19 protein-coding genes are annotated in these 19,746 nt (G+C 63.9%); 9 read left to right on the top strand and 10 right to left on the bottom strand.

The genetic code is table 11. The features are described from left to right. Positions 1-124 precede the first annotated feature (124 nt). Positions 125-1,048 carry a LysR substrate-binding domain-containing protein gene (locus ACM6JT_RS20000; RefSeq protein WP_034181493.1) on the bottom strand — a complete coding sequence of 308 codons (924 nt, stop codon included), beginning with the start codon at positions 1,046-1,048 and terminating at the stop codon, positions 125-127. 116 nt (positions 1,049-1,164) lie between these two features. On the opposite strand from ACM6JT_RS20000, the gene ACM6JT_RS19995 reads away from it, so the two are divergent. Beyond that, entirely contained in the window at positions 1,165-2,250 is a 1,086-nt protein-coding gene (locus ACM6JT_RS19995) for a tartrate dehydrogenase (RefSeq protein WP_414857119.1), read from the top strand. A gap of 496 nt (positions 2,251-2,746) precedes the next feature. Here the strand turns inward: ACM6JT_RS19995 and ACM6JT_RS19990 are convergent, their stop codons facing one another. Both ACM6JT_RS19990 and ACM6JT_RS19985 read right to left on the bottom strand, forming a co-directional pair. Continuing rightward, complete coding sequence (locus tag ACM6JT_RS19990; protein WP_217590342.1) at positions 2,747-3,226, bottom strand: DUF1348 family protein; 480 nt, start codon at positions 3,224-3,226, stop codon at positions 2,747-2,749. 65 nt (positions 3,227-3,291) lie between these two features. Then, on the bottom strand, positions 3,292-3,897 hold the full coding sequence (locus ACM6JT_RS19985; RefSeq protein ID WP_414857118.1) for a TetR/AcrR family transcriptional regulator: 606 nt from the start codon (positions 3,895-3,897) through the stop codon (positions 3,292-3,294). Positions 3,898-4,089: 192 nt separating this feature from the next. Here ACM6JT_RS19985 and ACM6JT_RS19980 point away from each other — a divergent pair, with 192 nt between their 5' ends. After that, complete coding sequence (locus tag ACM6JT_RS19980) at positions 4,090-4,728, top strand: GNAT family N-acetyltransferase (protein WP_414857117.1); 639 nt, start codon at positions 4,090-4,092, stop codon at positions 4,726-4,728. Next, positions 4,725-5,141, top strand: a complete 417-nt coding sequence (locus ACM6JT_RS19975; protein WP_414857116.1) for a hypothetical protein — start codon at positions 4,725-4,727, stop codon at positions 5,139-5,141. Before ACM6JT_RS19980 ends, ACM6JT_RS19975 begins: the two co-directional genes overlap by 4 nt. Before the next feature lie 391 nt (positions 5,142-5,532). Here the strand turns inward: ACM6JT_RS19975 and tdh are convergent, their stop codons facing one another. Together tdh and ACM6JT_RS19965 are read right to left on the bottom strand one after the other, a co-directional pair. Further along, on the bottom strand, positions 5,533-6,561 hold the full coding sequence (tdh, locus tag ACM6JT_RS19970) for an L-threonine 3-dehydrogenase (RefSeq protein WP_096475501.1): 1,029 nt from the start codon (positions 6,559-6,561) through the stop codon (positions 5,533-5,535). A 13-nt stretch (positions 6,562-6,574) separates the two neighbouring features. Then, on the bottom strand, positions 6,575-7,774 hold the full coding sequence (locus tag ACM6JT_RS19965; protein ID WP_414857115.1) for a glycine C-acetyltransferase: 1,200 nt from the start codon (positions 7,772-7,774) through the stop codon (positions 6,575-6,577). Positions 7,775-7,935: 161 nt separating this feature from the next. Between ACM6JT_RS19965 and ACM6JT_RS19960 the strand changes: the two genes are divergently transcribed. From ACM6JT_RS19960 to ACM6JT_RS19950, 3 genes are all read left to right on the top strand, one after another. Further along, positions 7,936-8,547, top strand: a complete 612-nt coding sequence (locus tag ACM6JT_RS19960; protein WP_105391300.1) for a helix-turn-helix domain-containing protein — start codon at positions 7,936-7,938, stop codon at positions 8,545-8,547. Between the two features lie 130 nt (positions 8,548-8,677). Beyond that, positions 8,678-9,055 carry a DUF2471 family protein gene (locus tag ACM6JT_RS19955; protein ID WP_034181502.1) on the top strand — a complete coding sequence of 126 codons (378 nt, stop codon included), beginning with the start codon at positions 8,678-8,680 and terminating at the stop codon, positions 9,053-9,055. A 101-nt stretch (positions 9,056-9,156) separates the two neighbouring features. After that, on the top strand, positions 9,157-10,194 hold the full coding sequence (locus ACM6JT_RS19950; RefSeq protein WP_414857114.1) for a tyrosine-type recombinase/integrase: 1,038 nt from the start codon (positions 9,157-9,159) through the stop codon (positions 10,192-10,194). Positions 10,195-10,332: 138 nt separating this feature from the next. Here the strand turns inward: ACM6JT_RS19950 and ACM6JT_RS19945 are convergent, their stop codons facing one another. Further along, the gene (locus ACM6JT_RS19945; protein ID WP_414857113.1) at positions 10,333-11,514 is read right to left on the bottom strand and encodes a DNA-binding protein; all 1,182 of its coding nucleotides are present in this window, start codon (positions 11,512-11,514) and stop codon (positions 10,333-10,335) included. A 1,822-nt stretch (positions 11,515-13,336) separates the two neighbouring features. Here ACM6JT_RS19945 and ACM6JT_RS19940 point away from each other — a divergent pair. Further along, on the top strand, positions 13,337-14,704 hold the full coding sequence (locus ACM6JT_RS19940; protein WP_243565841.1) for a replication initiation protein: 1,368 nt from the start codon (positions 13,337-13,339) through the stop codon (positions 14,702-14,704). A 104-nt stretch (positions 14,705-14,808) separates the two neighbouring features. On the opposite strand, the gene ACM6JT_RS19935 is transcribed toward ACM6JT_RS19940, so the two are convergent. Both ACM6JT_RS19935 and parA read right to left on the bottom strand, forming a co-directional pair. Further along, positions 14,809-15,870, bottom strand: a complete 1,062-nt coding sequence (locus tag ACM6JT_RS19935; protein ID WP_414857112.1) for a ParB/RepB/Spo0J family partition protein — start codon at positions 15,868-15,870, stop codon at positions 14,809-14,811. 23 nt (positions 15,871-15,893) lie between these two features. After that, entirely contained in the window at positions 15,894-16,556 is a 663-nt protein-coding gene (gene parA, locus ACM6JT_RS19930; RefSeq protein ID WP_034181507.1) for a ParA family partition ATPase, read from the bottom strand. A 978-nt stretch (positions 16,557-17,534) separates the two neighbouring features. On the opposite strand from parA, the gene arsC reads away from it, so the two are divergent. Then, the gene (gene arsC / locus ACM6JT_RS19925) at positions 17,535-17,894 is read left to right on the top strand and encodes an arsenate reductase (glutaredoxin) (RefSeq protein WP_414857111.1); all 360 of its coding nucleotides are present in this window, start codon (positions 17,535-17,537) and stop codon (positions 17,892-17,894) included. A 123-nt stretch (positions 17,895-18,017) separates the two neighbouring features. On the opposite strand, the gene ACM6JT_RS19920 is transcribed toward arsC, so the two are convergent. Both ACM6JT_RS19920 and ACM6JT_RS19915 read right to left on the bottom strand, forming a co-directional pair. After that, on the bottom strand, positions 18,018-18,233 hold the full coding sequence (locus ACM6JT_RS19920; RefSeq protein WP_034181509.1) for a zf-HC2 domain-containing protein: 216 nt from the start codon (positions 18,231-18,233) through the stop codon (positions 18,018-18,020). After that, positions 18,211-18,810 carry an RNA polymerase factor sigma-70 gene (locus ACM6JT_RS19915; protein WP_414857110.1) on the bottom strand — a complete coding sequence of 200 codons (600 nt, stop codon included), beginning with the start codon at positions 18,808-18,810 and terminating at the stop codon, positions 18,211-18,213. Before ACM6JT_RS19915 ends, ACM6JT_RS19920 begins: the two co-directional genes overlap by 23 nt. 367 nt (positions 18,811-19,177) lie before the next feature. On the opposite strand from ACM6JT_RS19915, the gene ACM6JT_RS19910 reads away from it, so the two are divergent. Then, positions 19,178-19,732 carry an NADPH-dependent FMN reductase gene (locus ACM6JT_RS19910; RefSeq protein WP_243565839.1) on the top strand — a complete coding sequence of 185 codons (555 nt, stop codon included), beginning with the start codon at positions 19,178-19,180 and terminating at the stop codon, positions 19,730-19,732. Positions 19,733-19,746: the final 14 nt, after the last annotated feature.

Here is a 19,746-nt window from a genome sequence, read left to right as displayed (position 1 = left end):
GGCGCAGCCGGCAATGCTTCTGTACGCGCTGCACGCTGCATGCTCGCGACGCCGTTCGCGAGCTGCGAAAGGGCGTCTGCCGATGCCCGCACACGCCCCCGTAAAAGCTCACCTTTGGCCGGCCTCACGCCATATCGTCACCCGCGGCGGCATTCAGGCCGGCCAGCGCCTCCGCCAGAAAATCCACGCACACGCGCACTTTCGCCGATGCCGCGACGCGTTCCGGATAAACCGCCCAGATGTTCGCGGGCTGGATCGCGTCCGGCAGCACGCGGCACAACGCGCCGCGTTCGATCAGCGGCCCGGCTTCCCAGATCGAGCGCAACACGATCCCGCGCCCGGCCAGCGCCCATTGCACGGCCACCTCGCCGTGGTTCGTCGACAGTGCGCCGCCGACCTTCACCGTGGCCATTTCGCCGCGCACGTTCAGCCGCCAGACGCCGAGCGGGTGATCGCGCTCCTTGATCGCGAGACAGTCGTGCGACGCGAGATCCGCGAGCGAACGCGGCGTGCCGCGTCGTGCGAGATAGTCGGGCGACGCACACAGCACGCGGTAGTTCGCGGCGAGGCGGCGCGCGATCAGGTGATCGGAGATTTCGTCGCCGATACGCACGTCGAGGTCGTAGCCTTCGCCCGCGACGTCGACGAGCCGGTCGAACAGATCGAGCCGCACATTCAGTTGCGGATAGCGTGCGGAGAAATCGAGCAGCGCCGGCGCGACGACGTGCCGGCCGAAGCCGAAGCTGCTCGAAATGCGCAGCGTGCCGCGCGGCACCGTGCGCGTCGTCGACACGTCCTCGACGAGATGATCGACGTCGTCGAGAATCTTCTCGGCGCGCGCGAACACGCGTTCGCCGGCTTCCGTGACCGTCACGCGGCGCGTCGACCGATGCAGCAGGCGCGTGCCGAGTTGCGCCTCGAGCAGCGCGATGCGCTTGCTGACGTAGGCGGGCGACACCGCGAGCTGCTCGGCGGCCGCGCTGAAGCTCGTCAGGCGGACGACCAGGCTGAACACGCGCAGGTCGTCGAGGTTCGGTGATTTATTCACGATTCGTGGAAAGTCGATTAACCTTTCGTGCGATTTTAATCCGAATGGAAATAAATAAAATGGCGTGACGTGCCACTGCATCCCCGGCAGCAGGCCGACCAGCCAAGGAGCTTTACATGACCGACAGGACTTACAGAATTGCCGTGATCCCCGGCGACGGCATCGGCCGTGAAGTGATGCCCGAGGGCCTGCGCGCGCTCGACGCCGTGACCGCGCGCTTCGGCATCCGCTTCGATTTCGTGCAGATCGACTGGGCGAGCTGCGACTACTACGCGCAGCACGGCCAGATGATGCCGGACGACTGGAAGGCGCAACTGTCGGGCATGGACGCGATCCTGTTCGGCGCGGTCGGCTGGCCCGCAACGGTGCCAGATCACATTTCGCTGTGGGGCTCGCTGCTGAAATTCCGCCGCGAGTTCGACCAGTACATCAACCTGCGGCCCGCGCGCCTGTTCGACGGCGTGCCGTCGCCGCTCGCCGGCCGCCGCCCGGGCGACATCGATTTCATGATCGTGCGCGAGAACACCGAGGGCGAATATTCGTCGGTCGGCGGCACGATGTTCGAAGGCACCGACCGCGAAGTCGTGATGCAGCAGTCGATCTTCACGCGTCACGGCACCGAGCGCGTGCTGAAATTCGCGTTCGAGCTCGCGCAGCGGCGCGCGAAGCGTCTCACCGTCGCGACGAAAAGCAACGGCATCGCGATCAGCATGCCGTGGTGGGACGCGCGCGCGGCCGAGATGGCCGAACGCTATCCCGAAATCGCCGTCGACAAGCAGCACATCGACATCCTGTGCGCGCGCTTCGTGCTGCAGCCGGACCACTTCGACGTCGTCGTCGCGTCGAACCTGTTCGGCGACATCCTGTCGGATCTCGGGCCGGCCTGTACGGGTACGATCGGCATCGCGCCGTCTGCGAACCTCAACCCGGACCGCACGTTTCCGTCGCTGTTCGAACCCGTGCACGGTTCCGCGCCCGACATCGCGGGGCAGTACATCGCGAATCCGGTCGCGATGATCTGGTCGGCGGCGATGATGCTCGACTTCCTCGGCAACGGTGCGGGCCGCGAACGCGAAGCACACGATGCGATCGTCGCCGCGATCGAGGACGTGCTGCGCGCCGGGCCGCATACGCGCGATCTCGGCGGCAGCGCGGGCACGCAGGAAGTGGGCGAGGCGATCGCCGCGCGGATCGCAGGCTGACGGTCAGGCCCGGCGCGAGCGATCGCGCCGGGCAGCGGCTTCACGAATCATCCGGCGGTGAGTAACACGCGATACGGTTGCGCACCCGTGCGGGTTCCGATGCGTGCACGCTGACGTCGAGCGGTGAGCAACGACACACTGCAACGCGCACTGCTTGCAGTGTCTTTCGTTGAAATCGATCCGATCGGTGAGTTGCACATCATGTTCACGCACACCGATCGCCAACAGACCGTCGATCCGGTTCGATCGGTGAGATGCATTGCGTGGTGAAGCACACCGCTGCGCATCGATAGGTGCATCACGCGATATCGACGTGAGCGACATGTCCGCTTCATCCGGAGCGATGCCGCTTCGATCTGCGCGAAGCACACGGTCCGACGCGACATTTCACCTGGTCCCGAAAAATCTCACCTTCAGCGCACCGGCTCCCGAATTTCCTCACCATTGAGCACAGCCGATGCGTTAACCGATCCGCTGAACCGGCGCGGCGAGAACGTCACAGCCCGAGATCGGACAGCCCCGGATGATCGTCCGGACGGCGGCCGAGCGGCCAGTGATAGAGACGGTCCGCCTCGCGAATCGGCAGATCGTTGATGCTCGCGTGGCGATGCGCCATCAGGCCGTTTTCGTCGAACTCCCAGTTTTCGTTGCCGTACGAGCGGAACCAGTTGCCGGCGTCGTCATGCCATTCGTACGCAAAGCGCACCGCGATGCGATTGCCGCCGAACGCCCACAGCTCCTTGATCAACCGGTAGTCGAGCTCGCGCGCCCATTTCCGCTGCAGCAGCCCGACGATCTCGTCGCGGCCGGTCACGAATTCCGCGCGATTGCGCCATTGGCTTTGCGGCGTGTAGGCGAGCGCCACGCGCTGCGGATCGCGCGTGTTCCATCCATCCTCGGCGGCGCGCACCTTCTGGCGTGCCGATTCGAGCGTAAAGGGCGGGACGGGCGGACGGACTTCGGGGGAAGCGGACATGGATTTGCTCCTGTTCAGGGTTCTGGCCGCGGACACCCGCGGCCGGTTCGGATTCGCTGCATCGACTACCGCGGAACGGTGTCGAGCAGCAGTTCGGCCGTCGCGCGCGCATCGCGCGCGGCATTGGTATCGCCGCTGACGAGCGCCACGCCGATCGCGCCGTCGATCAGCACGAGCCACTGACGCGCAAGGCGCGCGAGCCCGCGGCGCTCGATGCCCGTTGCGTCGGCATACGCGTCGAACCGCTCGCGCACGAATGCCAGCAGGCGCGCCTTGTGCATACGCGCGACGACGCGCACGGGATCGTCGGCATCGGGAATCTCGCCCGATGCGTTCAGGAACGCGCAGCCATGAAAGTCGGGCTGCCCGAACCAGTCGCGCAGCACGTCGAACATGCCGAGCAACTGCGCGCGCGGCGCGTTGCCGCGCGCACGGGTTGCATCGACGAACCAGCGCATCCAGCGCTCGTCGCGGCGTTCGAGCGCGGCGACCACCAGCGCCTCTTTCGATTCGAACTGCGAATAAAAGCTCTTTCGTGCCGCACCGGACCGCTTCACGATCGCGTCGACACCCGTTGCGTGGATGCCGCCCGAATAGATCAGCGCTTCGGCCGCATCGAGCAGCCGGTCGCGAACGCCCGGTTCGCCGGAAGTGTCGTGTCGTGTGTTCATGCGTTTACGGTAGAACGATCGTTCTCCGCCGTCAACTCCTGTGTGAAATGGCCATATCGGCGAAAGGGCTGAATCGTGGCCTGGCTGCACAGCGGCCTGCGACGCGACCCGCCGCGTTTACGACATTTTTTCTTGAAGTAGATGCGTGACGCTCACTACACTTCGGTCACCCTGTCTGGGCGAAAGGACATCATGCAGCGACCGGAATCCGCGCGCCCCGCGCGCGCCTATGCGGCTTATGCAAAGCGGCTCGACGGCCGCGTCGTGGTGCGGCGCTTCGATCCGCGCAGCGATTCGTACGACGCGCTGACCGCGCTGCTGCATCGCGCGTTCGCGCCGCTCGGCGCGCTGGGCTTCAACTGCCCGTGCGTCGATCAGCCGGCATCGGCGACACGCGAACGCGTGCTCACCGGCGAATGTTTCGTCGCGCTCGGCAACGCGCATCTGGTCGCGACGATGACGATGCATTCGCACGATCCCGATTCGCGCTGCGATCCGTATCGCAGCCGGCACGTCGCGACGCTCGGACAGCTGGCCGTCGACCCCGTCTGGCAGCAACGCGGCATCGGCCGCTCGCTGCTCGCGTTCGCGCAACGGCGGGCGGCCGCGCGCGGCGCGACGCACCTCGCGCTCGACGCGCCGTCCGCAGCGGTCCGGCTCATCGATTTCTATCGTCGCGAAGGATTTCAACCGGTCGACGTGATGCGCTTCCCGGGACACAACTACGACAGCGCGATCCTGTGCAAATCCGTCGGCGTCGCGGACGACCGCATACGTGCCTGCGACACGGCGCAGATCGACGTTGCGCGGCAAGCCGGTGCGGCGTCATGAAACATGACGTGCAGAAGCATGATGGCGATGGCGATCGTGCGCAGCTCGCTGTCCGGCAGGCACGCGTGCGTGCGGCGCTGCGGCTGCGCGGCGTGATGAAGCTGACGATCGTCACGATCGCGGCCGCGCATGCGCTGACGTTCGCGTTCGAAGGCCTGCTCGTCGCGGCCGGTTTCGCGCCCGAAACCGCGACGTTGCTGCTGTTCCGCTTCATGACCTGCGCACTCGTCAGCTTCTGGCTGCAAGCCGATGCGCTGCGCGCCTATCGGTATGCGGCGCAGCATGGGTTCGTCACGGTTTCCGGCACGCACGGCGATCTGATCGGCGTTGCGCCGCAGTGCCCGAAGCGCTGGCTCGTCGTGTTGAATCTCCAGCTCGAGCCGCGATGGTTGAACGGTGAACAAACCAGGTAGCGGTCCGCGCACCGCTCGAGGCAGATTGCGTTGCGTATGAGTGAGTCGCAACGAGGTTCACCGACTCACGGTTGACGTCCCGGTTCGGCACGGCACGGCATTGCATACGGTTCGTAGGCAGCGATCGCTCGACAAGCGAAGCAGGGAAGCGTGCGGAGGAAGAAGAACAGGCGCCGATTGGCGTGAAGGGGTGAAGCGAGGCGGGGGCTGACGGGTGAAGTGAACGTGCGATTGCGAGTCACCGATGCGCGATCGCGTCGCGATTCGACGCGCAAACACAGCTCCCGAATAATCTCACCTCAAGCCCGGATTCGCGCGTTCCGATCTCGACGACGCACGCGCAAACGAAAGCGGGGCAGGCGACAAACAAGCCGCGCTGCCCCTTCGGCACTCAGGCCGTCCAGTCGAGAATCACCTTGCCGCTTTCGCCGGACAGCATCGCGGCGAAGCCTTGCTCGTAATCGTCGGCCTTGAAGCGATGCGTGATGATCGGCGACAGGTCGAGGCCGCTCTGCAGCATCGCGACCATCTTGTACCAGGTCTCGAACATCTCGCGGCCATAGATGCCCTTGATCTCGAGCCCCTTGAAGATCACCTGGTTCCAGTCGATCGCCGTCTGCGCGGGCGGGATACCGAGCAGCGCGACCTTGCCGCCGTGGTTCATCGCCTCGAGCATGCTCGTAAACGCGCTCGGCACGCCCGACATCTCGAGACCGACGTCGAAGCCTTCGGTCATGTGCAGGTCGGCCATCACATCGCGCAGCGACTCGCGTGCGACGTTGACCGCGCGCGTCGCGCCCATCTTGCGCGCGAGTTCCAGCCGGTAGTCGTTGATGTCGGTGATGACGACGTTGCGCGCGCCGACGTGCTTCGCGATCGCAACGGCCATGATGCCGATCGGGCCCGCGCCGGTGATCAGCACGTCTTCGCCGACGAGGTTGAACGACAGCGCCGTGTGCGTCGCATTGCCGAACGGATCGAAGATCGACGCGAGATCGTCGGAGATCTCGGGCGGAATCTTGAACGCGTTGAACGCCGGAATCGCCAGATACTCGGCGAACGCGCCTTCGCGGTTCACGCCGACGCCGACCGTGTTGCGGCACAGATGCCGGCGCCCCGCGCGACAGTTGCGGCAGAAACCGCACGTGATGTGGCCTTCGCCCGACACGCGATCGCCGATCGCGAAGCCGCGCACTTCCTGCCCCATCTCGACGATCTCGCCGACATATTCGTGACCGACGTGCATCGGCACGGGGATCGTCTTCTGCGCCCAGTCGTCCCACTTCCAGATATGGATGTCGGTGCCGCAGATCGCCGTGCGGCGGATCTTGATCAGCACGTCGTTGTGGCCGACTTCGGGGCGCTTCACGCGCGTGAGCGTGAGGCCGGGGCCGCGCTCGAGCTTTGCCAGTGCTTTCATGGTCGCGCCTCCGTCAGACGATGCCGAGCGACTTGCCGACGCGCACGAACGCGGCGACCGACTGGTCGATCTGTTCGGGCGTATGCGCGGCGCTCATCTGCGTGCGAATGCGCGCGCGGCCGCGCGGCACGACGGGGAACGAGAAGCCGATCACGTAGACGCCTTCGCCGAGCAGCTTGTCGGCCATGTTGGTCGCGAGCTGCGCGTCGCCGAGCATCACCGGAATGATCGGATGCGTGCCGGGCACGAGCGTGAAGCCCGCTTCGGTCATCTGCTCGCGAAAACGCGCGCCGTTCTCGCGCACGCGCTCGCGCAGCTTCGCGCCTTCGTCGCTGCCGAGCAGTTCGAGCACCTTCAACGATGCCGCGGCGATGCTCGGCGTGAGCGTGTTCGAGAACAGATACGGGCGCGAGCGCTGGCGCAGCAGTTCGACGACCTCGCGGCGCGCAGCGACATAGCCGCCCGATGCGCCGCCGAGCGCCTTGCCGAGTGTGCCCGTGATGATGTCGACGCGGCCTTCGACGCCGCAATGCTCGGGCGTGCCGCGGCCGTGCGCGCCGATGAAGCCGACCGCGTGCGAATCGTCGACCATCACGAGCGCGCCGTAACGATCGGCGAGATCGCAGATGCCTTTCAGGTCGGCGATGATGCCGTCCATCGAGAACACGCCGTCGGTCGCGATCAGCTTGTGGCGCGCGCCCGCCGCATCGGCTTCCTTGAGCTTCGCCTCGAGATCGGACAGGTCGTTGTTCCGGTAGCGGAAGCGCTTCGCCTTGCACAGGCGGATGCCGTCGATGATGCTCGCGTGGTTCAGCTCGTCGCTGATCACCGCGTCGTTCTCGTCGAGCAGCGTCTCGAACAGCCCGCCGTTCGCATCGAAGCAGCTCGAGTAAAGAATGCTGTCCTCGGTGCCGAGAAACGCGGCCAGCGCGCTTTCCAGTTGCTTGTGCACGGTTTGCGTGCCGCAGATGAAGCGCACCGATGCCATGCCGAAGCCGTCCTGGTCGAGGCCGGCTTTCGCCGCGTCGATCAGGCGCGGATCGTTCGCCAGACCCAGATAGTTGTTCGCGCAGAAATTGAGCACGCCGGCACCGCCGGCAAGCCGCACGGCCGCCGCCTGGGGACTCGCGATCTCGCGCTCGGTCTTGTAAAAACCGTCCGCGCGGATCTGGTCGAGCGTCCCGCGCACCTGGGCGAGAAAGGCATCACGCATCGCAAAGCTCCTGACAGGGATTCGCATTCCGCGGCGCGCCGCTCGTGGCGGCGGCGCAACGGCCTGCTACTGTTATAGTCGGTCGTTCGGTTGACCGCATTTATCCGATATTCCGAACTAGAATTCGAAATACCGAACAACTCTAAGCGAACGGAATCCAAATGGCAAGTTCCTCCGGATCGCGGCGCACGCCTGCCGGCGCCGCATCGCAGCCGCCGGCCGCCACGCCGCCGCGTGTCGGCGAGCAGATCCAGCGGCTGCGCAACGAGCGCAAGCTGACGCTCGACGACCTGTCGCGCGCGGCCGGCGTATCGAAATCGATGCTCTCCGAGATCGAGCGCGACAAGGCCAACCCGACGATCGCCGTCGCCTGGCGGCTGACCAACGCGCTCGGCATCACGCTCGACGAGCTGTTCTCGCAACCGAAGGCGCCGGAGACGATCCGTGTAGACGGCCCGCACGACATTCCGACGCTCGCCGGGCACGACGGCCGGTACCAGTTGCGTGTGTGGGGCCCGATCGATCTCGCCGGCAAGTTCGAGTGGTACGAGCTGACGCTGCCTGGCGGCGGCGCACTCGTATCGAATGCGCACGAACCCGGCACGCGCGAACACCTCACCGTGCTGCAGGGCGCGATGGAAATCGAAGCCGCGGCGGCCAGCCGGCGCCTGAAGGCCGGCGACACCGCGCGCTACCCTGCCGACGAGCCGCACGCAATCCGCAATCCCGGCAAGGCCGAAGCGCGGGCACTGCTGATCGTGATACATCGCTGACGGCGCGTATAGCTGGCCAAAGGGCCTGTTGCGGAAAATACTGTATGTTTGTACAGTATACGGACATTCCGCCATGCATGGGCCGGAGCCGGCGCACGGAGGCGCCCGCCCCGGTCGACAGGAGCCTGCGATGACAGAAGAACAAGATTTGGCCGCGCTCAGCTTCAAGGCTGCCGCACACGACCTCGAGCTGATCGTTCGCCATATTGCCGGGCGCTATATCCGTCAGCGCGTCCCGCTGACGTGGCGCCTGCTGCACGCGATCGAAGCCGAGGCGCTCGCCGATCTCGGCTTTGCCAGCCGGCACGAAGCCGGTATGCGTCAACTGTTCGAACGGCCGTCGGACATGGCGTTTCCCGAAACGGACGATCCGATCGACTTCGGGCGCTCGAATGCGCTGCCCGCCGTCTTTTCGTTCGCGGTTCTCGCATACGAAGCGGCGGCAACGTCGCATGACACGGCGCCCCGCGAGCGTGCTCACCGTCCGTCCAAGGCGTGGGGCGACTGACCGCCAACCCGGGCCGCCGCGCATGGCGGCCTGTCCAGCCTCTTGCTGCCCGAGACGTTGCGAAAAGGGCTACCATATACGCAACTAACGGAATAAATAACATGTCCCTTCCCGCCTCTCCCGACACTCCGGCACGCCCGGAAGAAAAGGATCTGTTCGACCGCGGTGCATCCGACTGGATCGTATCGCCCGAAGCCGCATTCGATGCGTGGCTGGCCATGCAGGACTATCGCCGCTCGTCGGCCGACGTCTATCGCACGCAATGGGGCGCGTTTCTCGCGTGGATGCGTTCGCATCAGAAAAATCTGGCAACGGTCGATACGGCAACAATCGCGAACTTCGTCGGCGAATTGCCGATCCGGAAAACCCAGCGATTGCGCTATCTGAGGCTGATCGAGCGTGTGCTCGACCACATCCGGCGCACCGAGTACGCATCCACCAACCCGGCCCGTTTCATTGCTCAGGATGGCGAAGCGAACTGGCGCAAGGCGCGCGACAACGAGCCGACCGGTTTCCTGACGCCGGCCGAACGCGCGACGTTGCTCGCGTATCTGTTTTCGCCGATCGGCGTATCCGGTTCCGCGTACTGGAAAGAGCGGCGCGACCGCGCGCTCGTGGCCGCGTTTCTCGGCGCCGGCATTAAAACCGGCGAAGCGCGTGCGCTCACGATTAGTTGCGTCAATACGAGCGGAACGTCGCTGCAGATCCAGTCGGCGCACCCGGCTTACGCGCGCGAAACCCATCTGGCGTCGTTCGCGATCGCGCTGCTCGAAGCGTGGCTCACGGAGCGCAAGCGCCAGGACATCCCGGGCGAACTCGTGTTCCCTGCGTCGCATGCCGGGCGGCCGATGCACAAGGCGACGATGCTGCGCGCCATCGATGCGATCGTCGAATCGGCCGGGCTCACGTCGTCGCGCACCGCGCGCGCGAGCCCGCAGACGCTACGCAATACCTATGCGGCTGAACTGTTCGAAAACGACGTGCCGCCCGAACGGGTCGGCAAATGGCTGGGCTTCATGCGGCCGATCTCGTCGAACCGCCTGCATCGCGCATGGAAAAACTGGCGCGATGGCCTGACCGACAACAACGGTGACGGTGACGGTGACGGTGACGCGTCCGACAGCGACGAAACTCACTGATCCGGAAACGGCTGCTCACGCGACACGATCCGTGAGCAGCCTTGCCCGGCACAGCCTCACCGTTTCACGGCTCCCGAAAAACCTCACCTCAAGCGTCCCGGATCGTCTCACCTGTGCAGGTGCCGCCAGATCTTCTGGTCAGGTGTGCGCAAAACGCGCGATAGCTTCGAATCGGGACGGCCATGCGCCCGAAGCGTGCTCACATTCAGGGCACGCCACTTCAAAACCCTCTTCGCTCTGCGACAACTCCGGTTCGCCGTCGCAACGCGGGCACTGGGCCGGTACCGGAATCTCTTGATCCAGCGACGTGCCGATCGCGGCAAACGCGTCCGCATCCAGTTGCCCGGCATCGGCCAGGCGCCGGATCAGCGCGGCAATTTCCGGATTCATCCCGCGGCTCGCGCGCAACGAACTCGCGTCGCGCGTCGCACGTTCCAGTTCGTCGCTCTGGCCGCGCAACTGTTCTTCGAGCCGGTCGGCGCGGGCCTTGGCCGAGCTCAGTTGCTGAAGGAAATCGAATTCCTTCCGCTGGACGTCGCGCAAACCGCTCTGGTAGGTCGACGCCATGCTGCGCAGCGAGTCCAGCTCGACCAGCATCGGCTTGACGCGGCGTTCTGCTTCGGCCACCGCGTCCTTGATTTGCTGAGCGTAGTGCTCGGTGCGCTGCTGCAATTCGGCTTGCAGCGCATCGATGCGGTTGCGCAGCACGGCGTTTTGCGCCTGTTCGGCGTCGACGCGGCCGGCTGCGGCGGCCAGTTCCTTCTCCAGTCGGGCGACTGTGGTGAGCAACGTCGCTTCGCTTGCCGAACCGTGCGTTGTCTGTGATGCGAGCTGAACCTCGAGTTCGGTCACGCGCGCCTGCAGTTGCTCGTTCCGGGCTTCGCCGCGCGCGAGCGCGCTTTCGAGCGTCTCGTGGCGGACGGTTGCATCGCGCAACCGCTGTTCGGCGTCGGCAATGCCGGCGCGAACCTGTTCGCGGTCGCCATCGAGACTGTCGCGGGCCGCTTTCAACGCTTCTTCATAGAGTGCACCGAGCAGCGCGCCGGCTTTTTCCTCGACGGCCTTCGGAATTGCCGCACCGTCGAGCCGGATCTTGGATGCAGAACGGATGCGCTCCCAGAAATGATCGATGTCTTTCGGGATGTCGCTTGCGCTGCCGGTTTGGGTGAGATCGCGGACGTTGGCCGCCGACGGCCGGATGCCGAGATCGAAGAACAGGCGCTTGCACGCATGCAATGACAATTCCTGGCGCCGCGCACCGCTTGCACGCAGCGATTCCAGTTCGTCCCGAATGACTTGGCGCATTTCGTCCAGGGTCATGACAGAGCTCGTAGACATTGAAATGTGGCAATCATAACGAAATACGTATCTATTGATACCTGTTTCGGGTCGACGTTGCGAATTTACGTCGCTTCGCACAGAAATCAGGTCTGTGAGCTTATCTGGACGAACGTGGTCCAGAATTCCGTGAAACAAAGCGAAGAAAGTCAGCCAAGTCTTTGTAATGCAAGCGTTTTCCAGCAGACCCCGAAAATCGGCATTTGTTTCACATGACGGCAGGTCCGATTCCCTGTGGGTGTTCAGGGTTTGGGGTCTCTGTGGAAAACTCGTCAGCCGATGTCTTGAGAGTATTAGAAGTAAACACCCTTGAACCCTTAGTTAAAAACGTTAACGCCATGGCACAGCCTTATGTAGCAAGGCTTTCCGGCCGGCAAGGTGAAGTTTTACGGGAGCCAAGGTGATCTTCTGCGGGAGCTGACGTGATGGGGTTCAGGGAGCTGCGTGAGCCGTTGCAGGAAAGGTCGTGAGCGGATTCGGGATCACAGTGAAACACGAGATTTCCCAAAGGTGAGGGTTTTCGGGGCCTCACAGCCACAGAACCCGCGCTGTGCCTGACTGCACAGTTTTCTGCCTGTGCAGACATAGGTGAGAATTTGCGGGACCCTCTTCGCGCCCCTATTCTGCCCATCTTTTAGGCAATTTTGGCGAAAGGTGAGGTTTCACGGGACTCCACGGGAATTTGGTGTGAGGATTTCCGGGAAACGAACGCCATTTTGCACAGCAAAAGTGCTCTCCGGGGCCTGTGATGCACTAAAGGTGAGGCTTTTCGGGAGGGAAATCCGGGTTTTCCTGCCCTGGTCTTGCTGAGGTGAGCTTTTTCGGGGCATGGATCACAGGCTGTGATCGTGGTCACAGGTGAGCATTTTCGGGAACGGTATTTGCTCGAAAAATGGTCAAAGGTGAGGCTTTTCGGGACCTGTGAGCGGTCGGATTCGCCGAAAAGCCCGCCAGGACTGGAAGAAATCTCGTTTTTGCTGTGCCCCTTTTTGGCACAGGTGAGAATTTTCGGGAGCTGACATACGGTCGTCGTATGAAGGACTCCCGTCGAAAGGTGAGGTTTTTCGGGGGATGTCTGCCGGGCACAGCCAAATGCCTTCTGTGCATAAGTATCGGAAGGCATTGGAGTTTTTGATACCGCGACAGTTACGGTGAGGTTTTTCGGGAGCTCTTTCCGTGCCCGTTGCTGTGCCGCATTTTTTCAATGAGGTGAGCGTTTTCGGGAGACTCCGGTAGCCAATCCCACGTGTGCCGGACATTCGACGGCATCGAGACGAAAGAACAAGCTGTGCTCAAGGTGAGCATTTTCGGGACCCGGCTCGATTTGGGCGCTGTACAATGCGCGCCCGGGCCGGCAAAGCAGGTCCGATCGGGCGGCGCGGGCCGGTTCCGACGGCGCGTTTCCGGGTGCTGGATGCGATCACGATCTCTCTGCGAGCCGTGCCTGTACATGCATACAGCCCGGTGCGGCGCGGTCGGGGACGTCCCGTGAGGTGCGATCGCGACCCTGTGGCGAACTCACGGACGTGCAGTCGCAAAATTACGACAAATCGAAAGGTGAGCCGATACGGGAGCGAGTTTCGCACGTGTCATGCACAGGGGAAATTCTGTGAATCGGCGCATCCCGCGGCACGTCTGGACGAGTCCGGAACGCCGCAATTCCGGACCGGTGAGCGTTTTCGGGAGCAGTTGGGGTGAGTGCCATTTTGCACGCGCGCTTCACCGGCTATGGTGAGCATGTCGTTCTGGACGCACATCACCGCAGGCGCTATCCTTCCGGAAAACTTCTCCTCCGACCCGACGTATGGCCACGACGAAGCGCGCCAAGAAAACCGATGTGGATGTGGTGAGTGCCAGTTCAGCCGAGTTGCGCAAGGCCGTCGAGGCGATCGCAATTCAGCCGAAGAGCGGCAAGATCACGCTCCTGACCCGCAAGCTGTTCAACGTCCTGCTGGCCGTCGCGCAGCAGGCCGACGACTCGGGCGATACGTATCGCGCGCTGCTGTCGGATATCGTCGCAAACTCCGCCTTCGATTCGAACGACACCGCACTGGTGAAGGAACACCTGCGCCGCATGGTGTCGGTGCAGGTCGAATGGAGTACGGGGACGTCGAGCCAGAAGCCGGGCCGCAAGTGGGGGATCTCGACGCTGATCGCCGACGCGGAAATTCTCGAGGATCCGGCGACCCGCCGCGTGTGGGTCGAATTCTCGTTCGCACCGAAGATCAAGAAGAAGCTGCTCGACCCGGTCCAGTATGCGCGCCTGAGCCTGCAGTTCCAGAGCCAGCTGCGCAGCAGCGCCGGCCTCGCGCTGTACGAGATCTGCGTGCGCTATCTGACGAACCCGAGCCACCTGACGATGCGCGAGCCGTGGGAATGGTGGCGGCCGATCCTGTCGGGTACGCCCGACACCGAAGCCGGCGACGAGGCGAAGCGCGAGTACAAGTACTTCAAGCGCGACTATCTGCGTCCGGCGATCGCGGAAGTCAACGCGGTCACCAACATCTTCGTCGAGCTGATCGAGCACCGTGAAGGGCGCCGGGTCGCGGAGATCCAGTTCCGCGTGACCGAGCGCAAGCAGCCGATGCTCGCGCTCGACGAACACCCGAACGTGTTCGACAGCACGCTGGTCGACCGGATGGTGAAACTCGGGATCCCGCTGAAGGAAGCGCAGACGCTCTATGCGGACAGCGAAGAGAACCGGATTCGCGCCGCACTGCAAATGACCGAGCAGCGGCTGCGCAGCACGACGCTGCCGCCGGTGCGCAGCGCGCCGGCGCTGTTCAAGGATGCGTTGAAGAAGGGTTACGCGCCGCCGGTCGAGTCGGTCGACGCGCTGCCTGCCGGCACGCCGTCCGCGAAGGTGGCAGCGGCGCAGCCGGACGACCTGAAGGCACGCCTGCTGAGTGAATTCTCGGCGTTCCGCCGCAAGGAAGCGAAGGTGCTGTACGAGGAGCAGGGTGACGCCGAGCGCGAAGTGGCGCGCGAGTCGTTCGAGTCGGAGGCGCTGCCGACGATGGGCACGCATTTGCGCGACGACTGGCGCAAGCGCGGCCTCGATTCCAAGCTGGCCGAGACGGCCTTTTTCGACTGGCTGGCCCAGAAGACCTGGGGCGAGCCGACGGACGGCGACCTGCTGTCGTTCACGCTGAACCAGTCGCGGGCCGCCTGAAGCCCGCTCAGCAGGCCCGCTCAGGCCGCTGACGGGCCTGCCGCCGGCCGCCTGCTCGGCCGGGCGGGCCCGGCGTCTTCACCAGGCCTTGCCGGCCGCTTCCATCACTCCGACAACAGCATCCGCTCGAGCTGCTCGAGGATCGCGTCGCGCTTGTCCTTCGGGAGGCCGCGCAGGCGCAATTCGATGCGGTCTTCGCCATACGACTTCAGGTCGCCGACCGACTTGCCGCCGAGCTTGATCTCGAGACGCTGCGCGTAGCGCTGACGGCCCGCGGCCTTCGGCGTCTCCTGCGCAGCGACGCGGCCCTTGACGATGTCCGACACCTGGCGCGTGCTGAGATCGTCCGACACGATCTTGTTGATCAGCCGCAGCGTGGCCTCGGTGCCGCGCGCATTGTGATAGCGGCCGACCTGATACGCCATGTTCGAACCGAAGCGATCGGGACGCGAGACCATTTCCTGCATGATGGCTTCCGGCAACTTGCCGATCGACAGCGCGACGGCCACCGTCGACTCGTCGAGGCCGAGATGCTCGGAGAGCTCCTTCTGGCTCTGGAAATGCTTGTCGTCGAGGAAGCGGCGCCACACGACGGCGTTGTCGAACACCGTCTGCGAATCGCGCTGGACGTTCAGATCGTAGCCGAGCTTGTAGCTCTGGATACCGATCGGCACGTCGATCACGATCGCCTTTACCGATTCCTTGTTTGCTTCCTTCAGCGCCCGCACGCGACGGCCACCGTCGCTGACGAAATACGTACCCGGATTGTCGTAATCCGGAATCACGTGGATCGCCTGCTGCTGCCCTTGCTTCGCGAGGTTGACCGCGAGTTCGGCAATCGACGACTTCAGATAGAAGTGCCGCGGATTGAACGGGCTATGCTTGATTGCCTTCAGCGACAGCTCGATCACCTGCCCGGGGGCATAGCGGTTCTCGAGGCGCCATGCGCGATATTGCTGCGATTCGTCGATCGACGGATCGAGCGTGAGTTCGGGAGCGGGCGGCACCGCGATGTCTTTCTTCGCGGATTTGGTCGGTGCCGCGGCGGGCGTCTCGGACTTGACGATGCCGTCAATCGCATTGAGCCGATCGAGCGCCGTGCGCTTCTCGCTCGTCGTGATATCCGGGCGCGCTTGGAATCCTTTTGCAAATTGGGAAGGTTTCATGTGACTCCTTTGTGCGCATAAAGTCAGGGCAGCATGGCGACGATTTCGTCGGCACATGCGCGAATTTCGGCGGCGGCGAGCTTGCCGCCGCGATCGTTCATCTGCAGCACGGTCTGACCGAGCGCCATCGCCTGCTTGTACGCTTCCCGCGTCGGGATCTGCGTCTTCAGCAACGGGAAGCCGAGCTCCTCGAGTGCGCGCTTGAGCTCGCGGGTCAGCATGCGCTTCTCTTCGGTCTTGTTCAGCAGGAAAACCGCGCGGAGGTCTTCGTTCATGACCTGCGCCTGCTGGATCAGTTTGACCAGCCCGACGCTCGACCAGTAATCGGCCGGCGACGACGAAGTCGGGATCACCGCAATCGATGCGGCCAGCAGGACAACGCCGGATACCTTCTCGGTGATCGACGGCGGACAGTCGACGACGATGATGTCGTAGTCGTTGATGAACTTCTTGATCTCGCGATGGATCTGGCCGTCGGCTTCGGCAAGGTTGACGACCGGAAACGGAATGCCGGTGTCGCTGTCGCCGGATGCACTCGACCAGTGAACCAGGGTGTTTTGACGGTCTGCGTCGATGACGAGGATGCGCTTCCCTTTTTCATGGAACGCGGCGCCGAGGTGCATGGCAATCGTGCTTTTGCCTACGCCACCTTTTTGTTGAGTGACTGCAATGATTTCCGCGGCCAATTTTCACTCCTATTTTGGTCGTTGGAATTCTACAGGACGATATTTATATTTCAATGAAATTGTCGTTCGACAACTACGCGTTAGCCATTCGGGCTATCGGTTTATGCGCATAAACGGACCGGTGATGATCGGCGACGTATCGGATGGCGTGGATGATGTCTGCGGACGTTGACGAGCCACATGACGGTTGCGTCATCACGACGTGCGTCGTTGGTACGCGCAGTGAGTGCTGGCGAGATCGAAGTGCGCTGCTCTTTCGCGTGACGGTGGTGGGTGGTTGTGCCTGCGAGCGGGTGAGTTTGTGCGCATAAACTCAGCGGCGACCGCGGCAGACCAACCGTGCGGCAGGACAGCGAGGCATTCCCGAGCGCGGGCGTGATCTTGTCCGCCCCGGTCAGATATGCAACTCGGGAGGTGTGCCATTGAGCCTATGAGCATCGGCGTCGCGTCATACTGAGCCGCAACGTTTATGCGCATAAACCGCGGTCGATGGATGGCGAGTACCGAGCGATCACGTGCCTAGCCCGCATCAATTCGGCAAGCCGGGATGCCCTGACACGGCAGTACATCGATGCGACCGATCGCTCCGGTGCCGTGACTGTCGACGCTCGTCGGCGCGATGAACTCCGATACCCTGCCGAGCGATCACGGGCTTTATGCGCATAAACCAATCGACGTACCACGCTATACCTGCGCTCTTTGCCACCCGAAACACCCATCACGATGCGCCGGCTTGCGAATCCTTATCCTTGCCGCGAGATAGCGGGCCGCACGACTTTATGCGCATAAACACGTCACCCCGTTGAAGCCCACCCCCGACGCATCGCTTCGCCCGAGGCCCGTGTCGCTGGCAGCACCTTCCCGCCAACCAGCCTCTCCAAAGTATCGAGTCCCCACACCGCTACCCCCACTTGCCGCCCACGCCGAAACCCCCGATCCAGACTGGCTACAATACAGCCCTCTCCCATCCAGACCTGAATGATGATCACGATCTACCACAACCCCCGATGCTCTAAATCGCGCGAGACGCTTGCGTTGGTCGAGACGCTGAACACGACCGGCACGCCGGTGAACGTCGTCGAGTACCTGAAGACGCCGCTGACGGTCGAGGAACTGGAAGCGCTGCATCGGCAACTCGGCCGCCCGGTTCGCGACATGCTGCGCGACGGCGAGGAGCAGTACAAGACACTGGATCTGGCACGTGCGGATTTGACCGATGCGCAAGCCTACGAGGCAATCGCCGCTCATCCGGTTTTGCTGCAGCGTCCTATCGTCGTTTATCGCGGGAAGGCAGCCATCGGCCGGCCGCCCGAATCGGTGCAGGCGCTGTTCGAATAATTCTTGTCCGGCGTATTTTTCTTATTGCATCATCCCGGCGTGCACGCCAGCAATCGAAGCAGGTCGGATCGCCGGGCAGCGCGCCACCCGCCGCCCGGACAATAGCGGCAACGCGGCCCGGATCTAGCCTGCCCCGGACGACGTGTCGTCGTCGCCCGGTTCCCGCCCCGCCGCCGCTTTCGCGGCCGTCCGCAGCAGTGCGATCTGCCCGCGATAGGCTCTGCAGCCACTGCAGGTCGGCAGGTGCACGCGCACCTGCAGGCGTTCATGCAAGGTCAGATGCCGGTCCAGCGCATCCGACAGCAGTCGTGTCACGTCAGTACATTTCCCCGGCAGCATCTTCGGTCGTCAGTCCTTTTTCGCTCAGGCAGGTTCGCAGGCGCGTGCGCGCCCGATACAGCAGCACGCTGCAATGATTCGTCGTCAGCGTCAATTCGCTGCAGATGTCCGTCATCTCGACGTCGAGGAATTCGCGCATCATGAACACGCGCCCGATCTGCTCCGGAAGGTGATCGAGGCAGGCCTGGAACAGCGTCCAGAACTGCTGCTGCTGCAACAGCGTTTCGGGGCGCGGCCATGGCCGCGGCTTCGCATGCGCGGCCCAGTGCCCGTTTTCCTTGAACAGCTCGCGATCGAGCACGGATTCGCCATCGAGCTCGGCGTCGAGTGCGGACAGGCTCACCGTCCGCTGCCGCGCACGCAGCACGTCGATCAGCTTGTTGCGCAGGATGCCGAACACCCAGGTCTTGTGGGCCGACAGTCCCGCAAAATCGCTCGCATGCGACCACGCGGCGGTCAGCGCTTCCTGCACGGCGTCTTCGGCCGCGTCGGCATCGCGGAGCTGGAGTCGCGCGAAGCGCAGCAGGTCGCGCCGCAGTTGCGCGAGATAAACGGGGTCGTCGTACGCGGACGGCATGTCGGGGGGGCAATGTCTCGAGGCGATCGCGCTTGCGCCACAGGGCGGGCGCATCGCGGTGCAAGCAGCTTACTGGGCGCGCTGCCGGCCTGCAACGTATGTTCCGTCACGAATTCGCGAAACCGGCCGGCGCGCTGCGCTATGCTTGCCGAAACCCGTGTCGCGCGTCGACGACGCCGCGCGGCGGGTGGTTTGTAACATCAGAACATAACGGTCGAGTTATCCACAATTTCTGTGGAAAACCTTGTGGAAAGTCGGCCGGACGGCCCCGTCGGGCGGTTCGCGGGCTGGCTTGCCTATAAACAGACCTTTGTCACCTGTTCGGAAGCAATCGAACCGATTCCTCACTCACCGGAAGGAGAACGTCATGTCCTATCGTATTGCGGTCGTCGTCGGCAGCCTGCGCCGCGCTTCGTCGAACCGCGCACTCGCGCACGCGGTGATCTCGCTCGCCCCCGCCGATTTTTCGTTCGAGTTCGTCGAGATCGGCGAACTGCCGCTGTACAGCCAGGACTACGACGCGGATTTCCCGGACGTCGCGAAGCGCTTCAAGCAGTCGATCGAAGCCGCCGATGCGCTGCTGTTCGTCACGCCCGAGTACAACCGGTCGATGCCGGGCGTGCTGAAGAATGCGCTCGACTGGGGCTCGCGCCCGTGGGGTTCCAACTCGTGGTCGGGCAAGCCGGGCGCGGTGCTCGGCACGTCGCCGGGCGCGACGGGCACGGCGCTCGCGCAGCAGCACCTGCGCAACGTGCTCGCGTACCTCGACGTGAAGACGCTCGGGCAGCCCGAGATGTTCATCAAGCACGACCCGGCGCGCATCGACGAGCAGGGCCAGATCGTCAGCGAGGACACCCGCAAGTTCCTGCAGGGCTTCGTCGATCGCTACGCGGGCTGGGTGCGCCTGCTGAAGGCGGCCTGACGACTTCGGCCCGA

Origin of the sequence: Burkholderia sp. IT-111MI5 (assembly GCF_949752865.1) — a bacterium.
Taxonomy (GTDB): domain Bacteria; phylum Pseudomonadota; class Gammaproteobacteria; order Burkholderiales; family Burkholderiaceae; genus Burkholderia; species Burkholderia pyrrocinia_C.
Note: the sequence above shows the minus strand (reverse complement) of the source record. Positions and strands in the feature narration are given on the sequence as shown.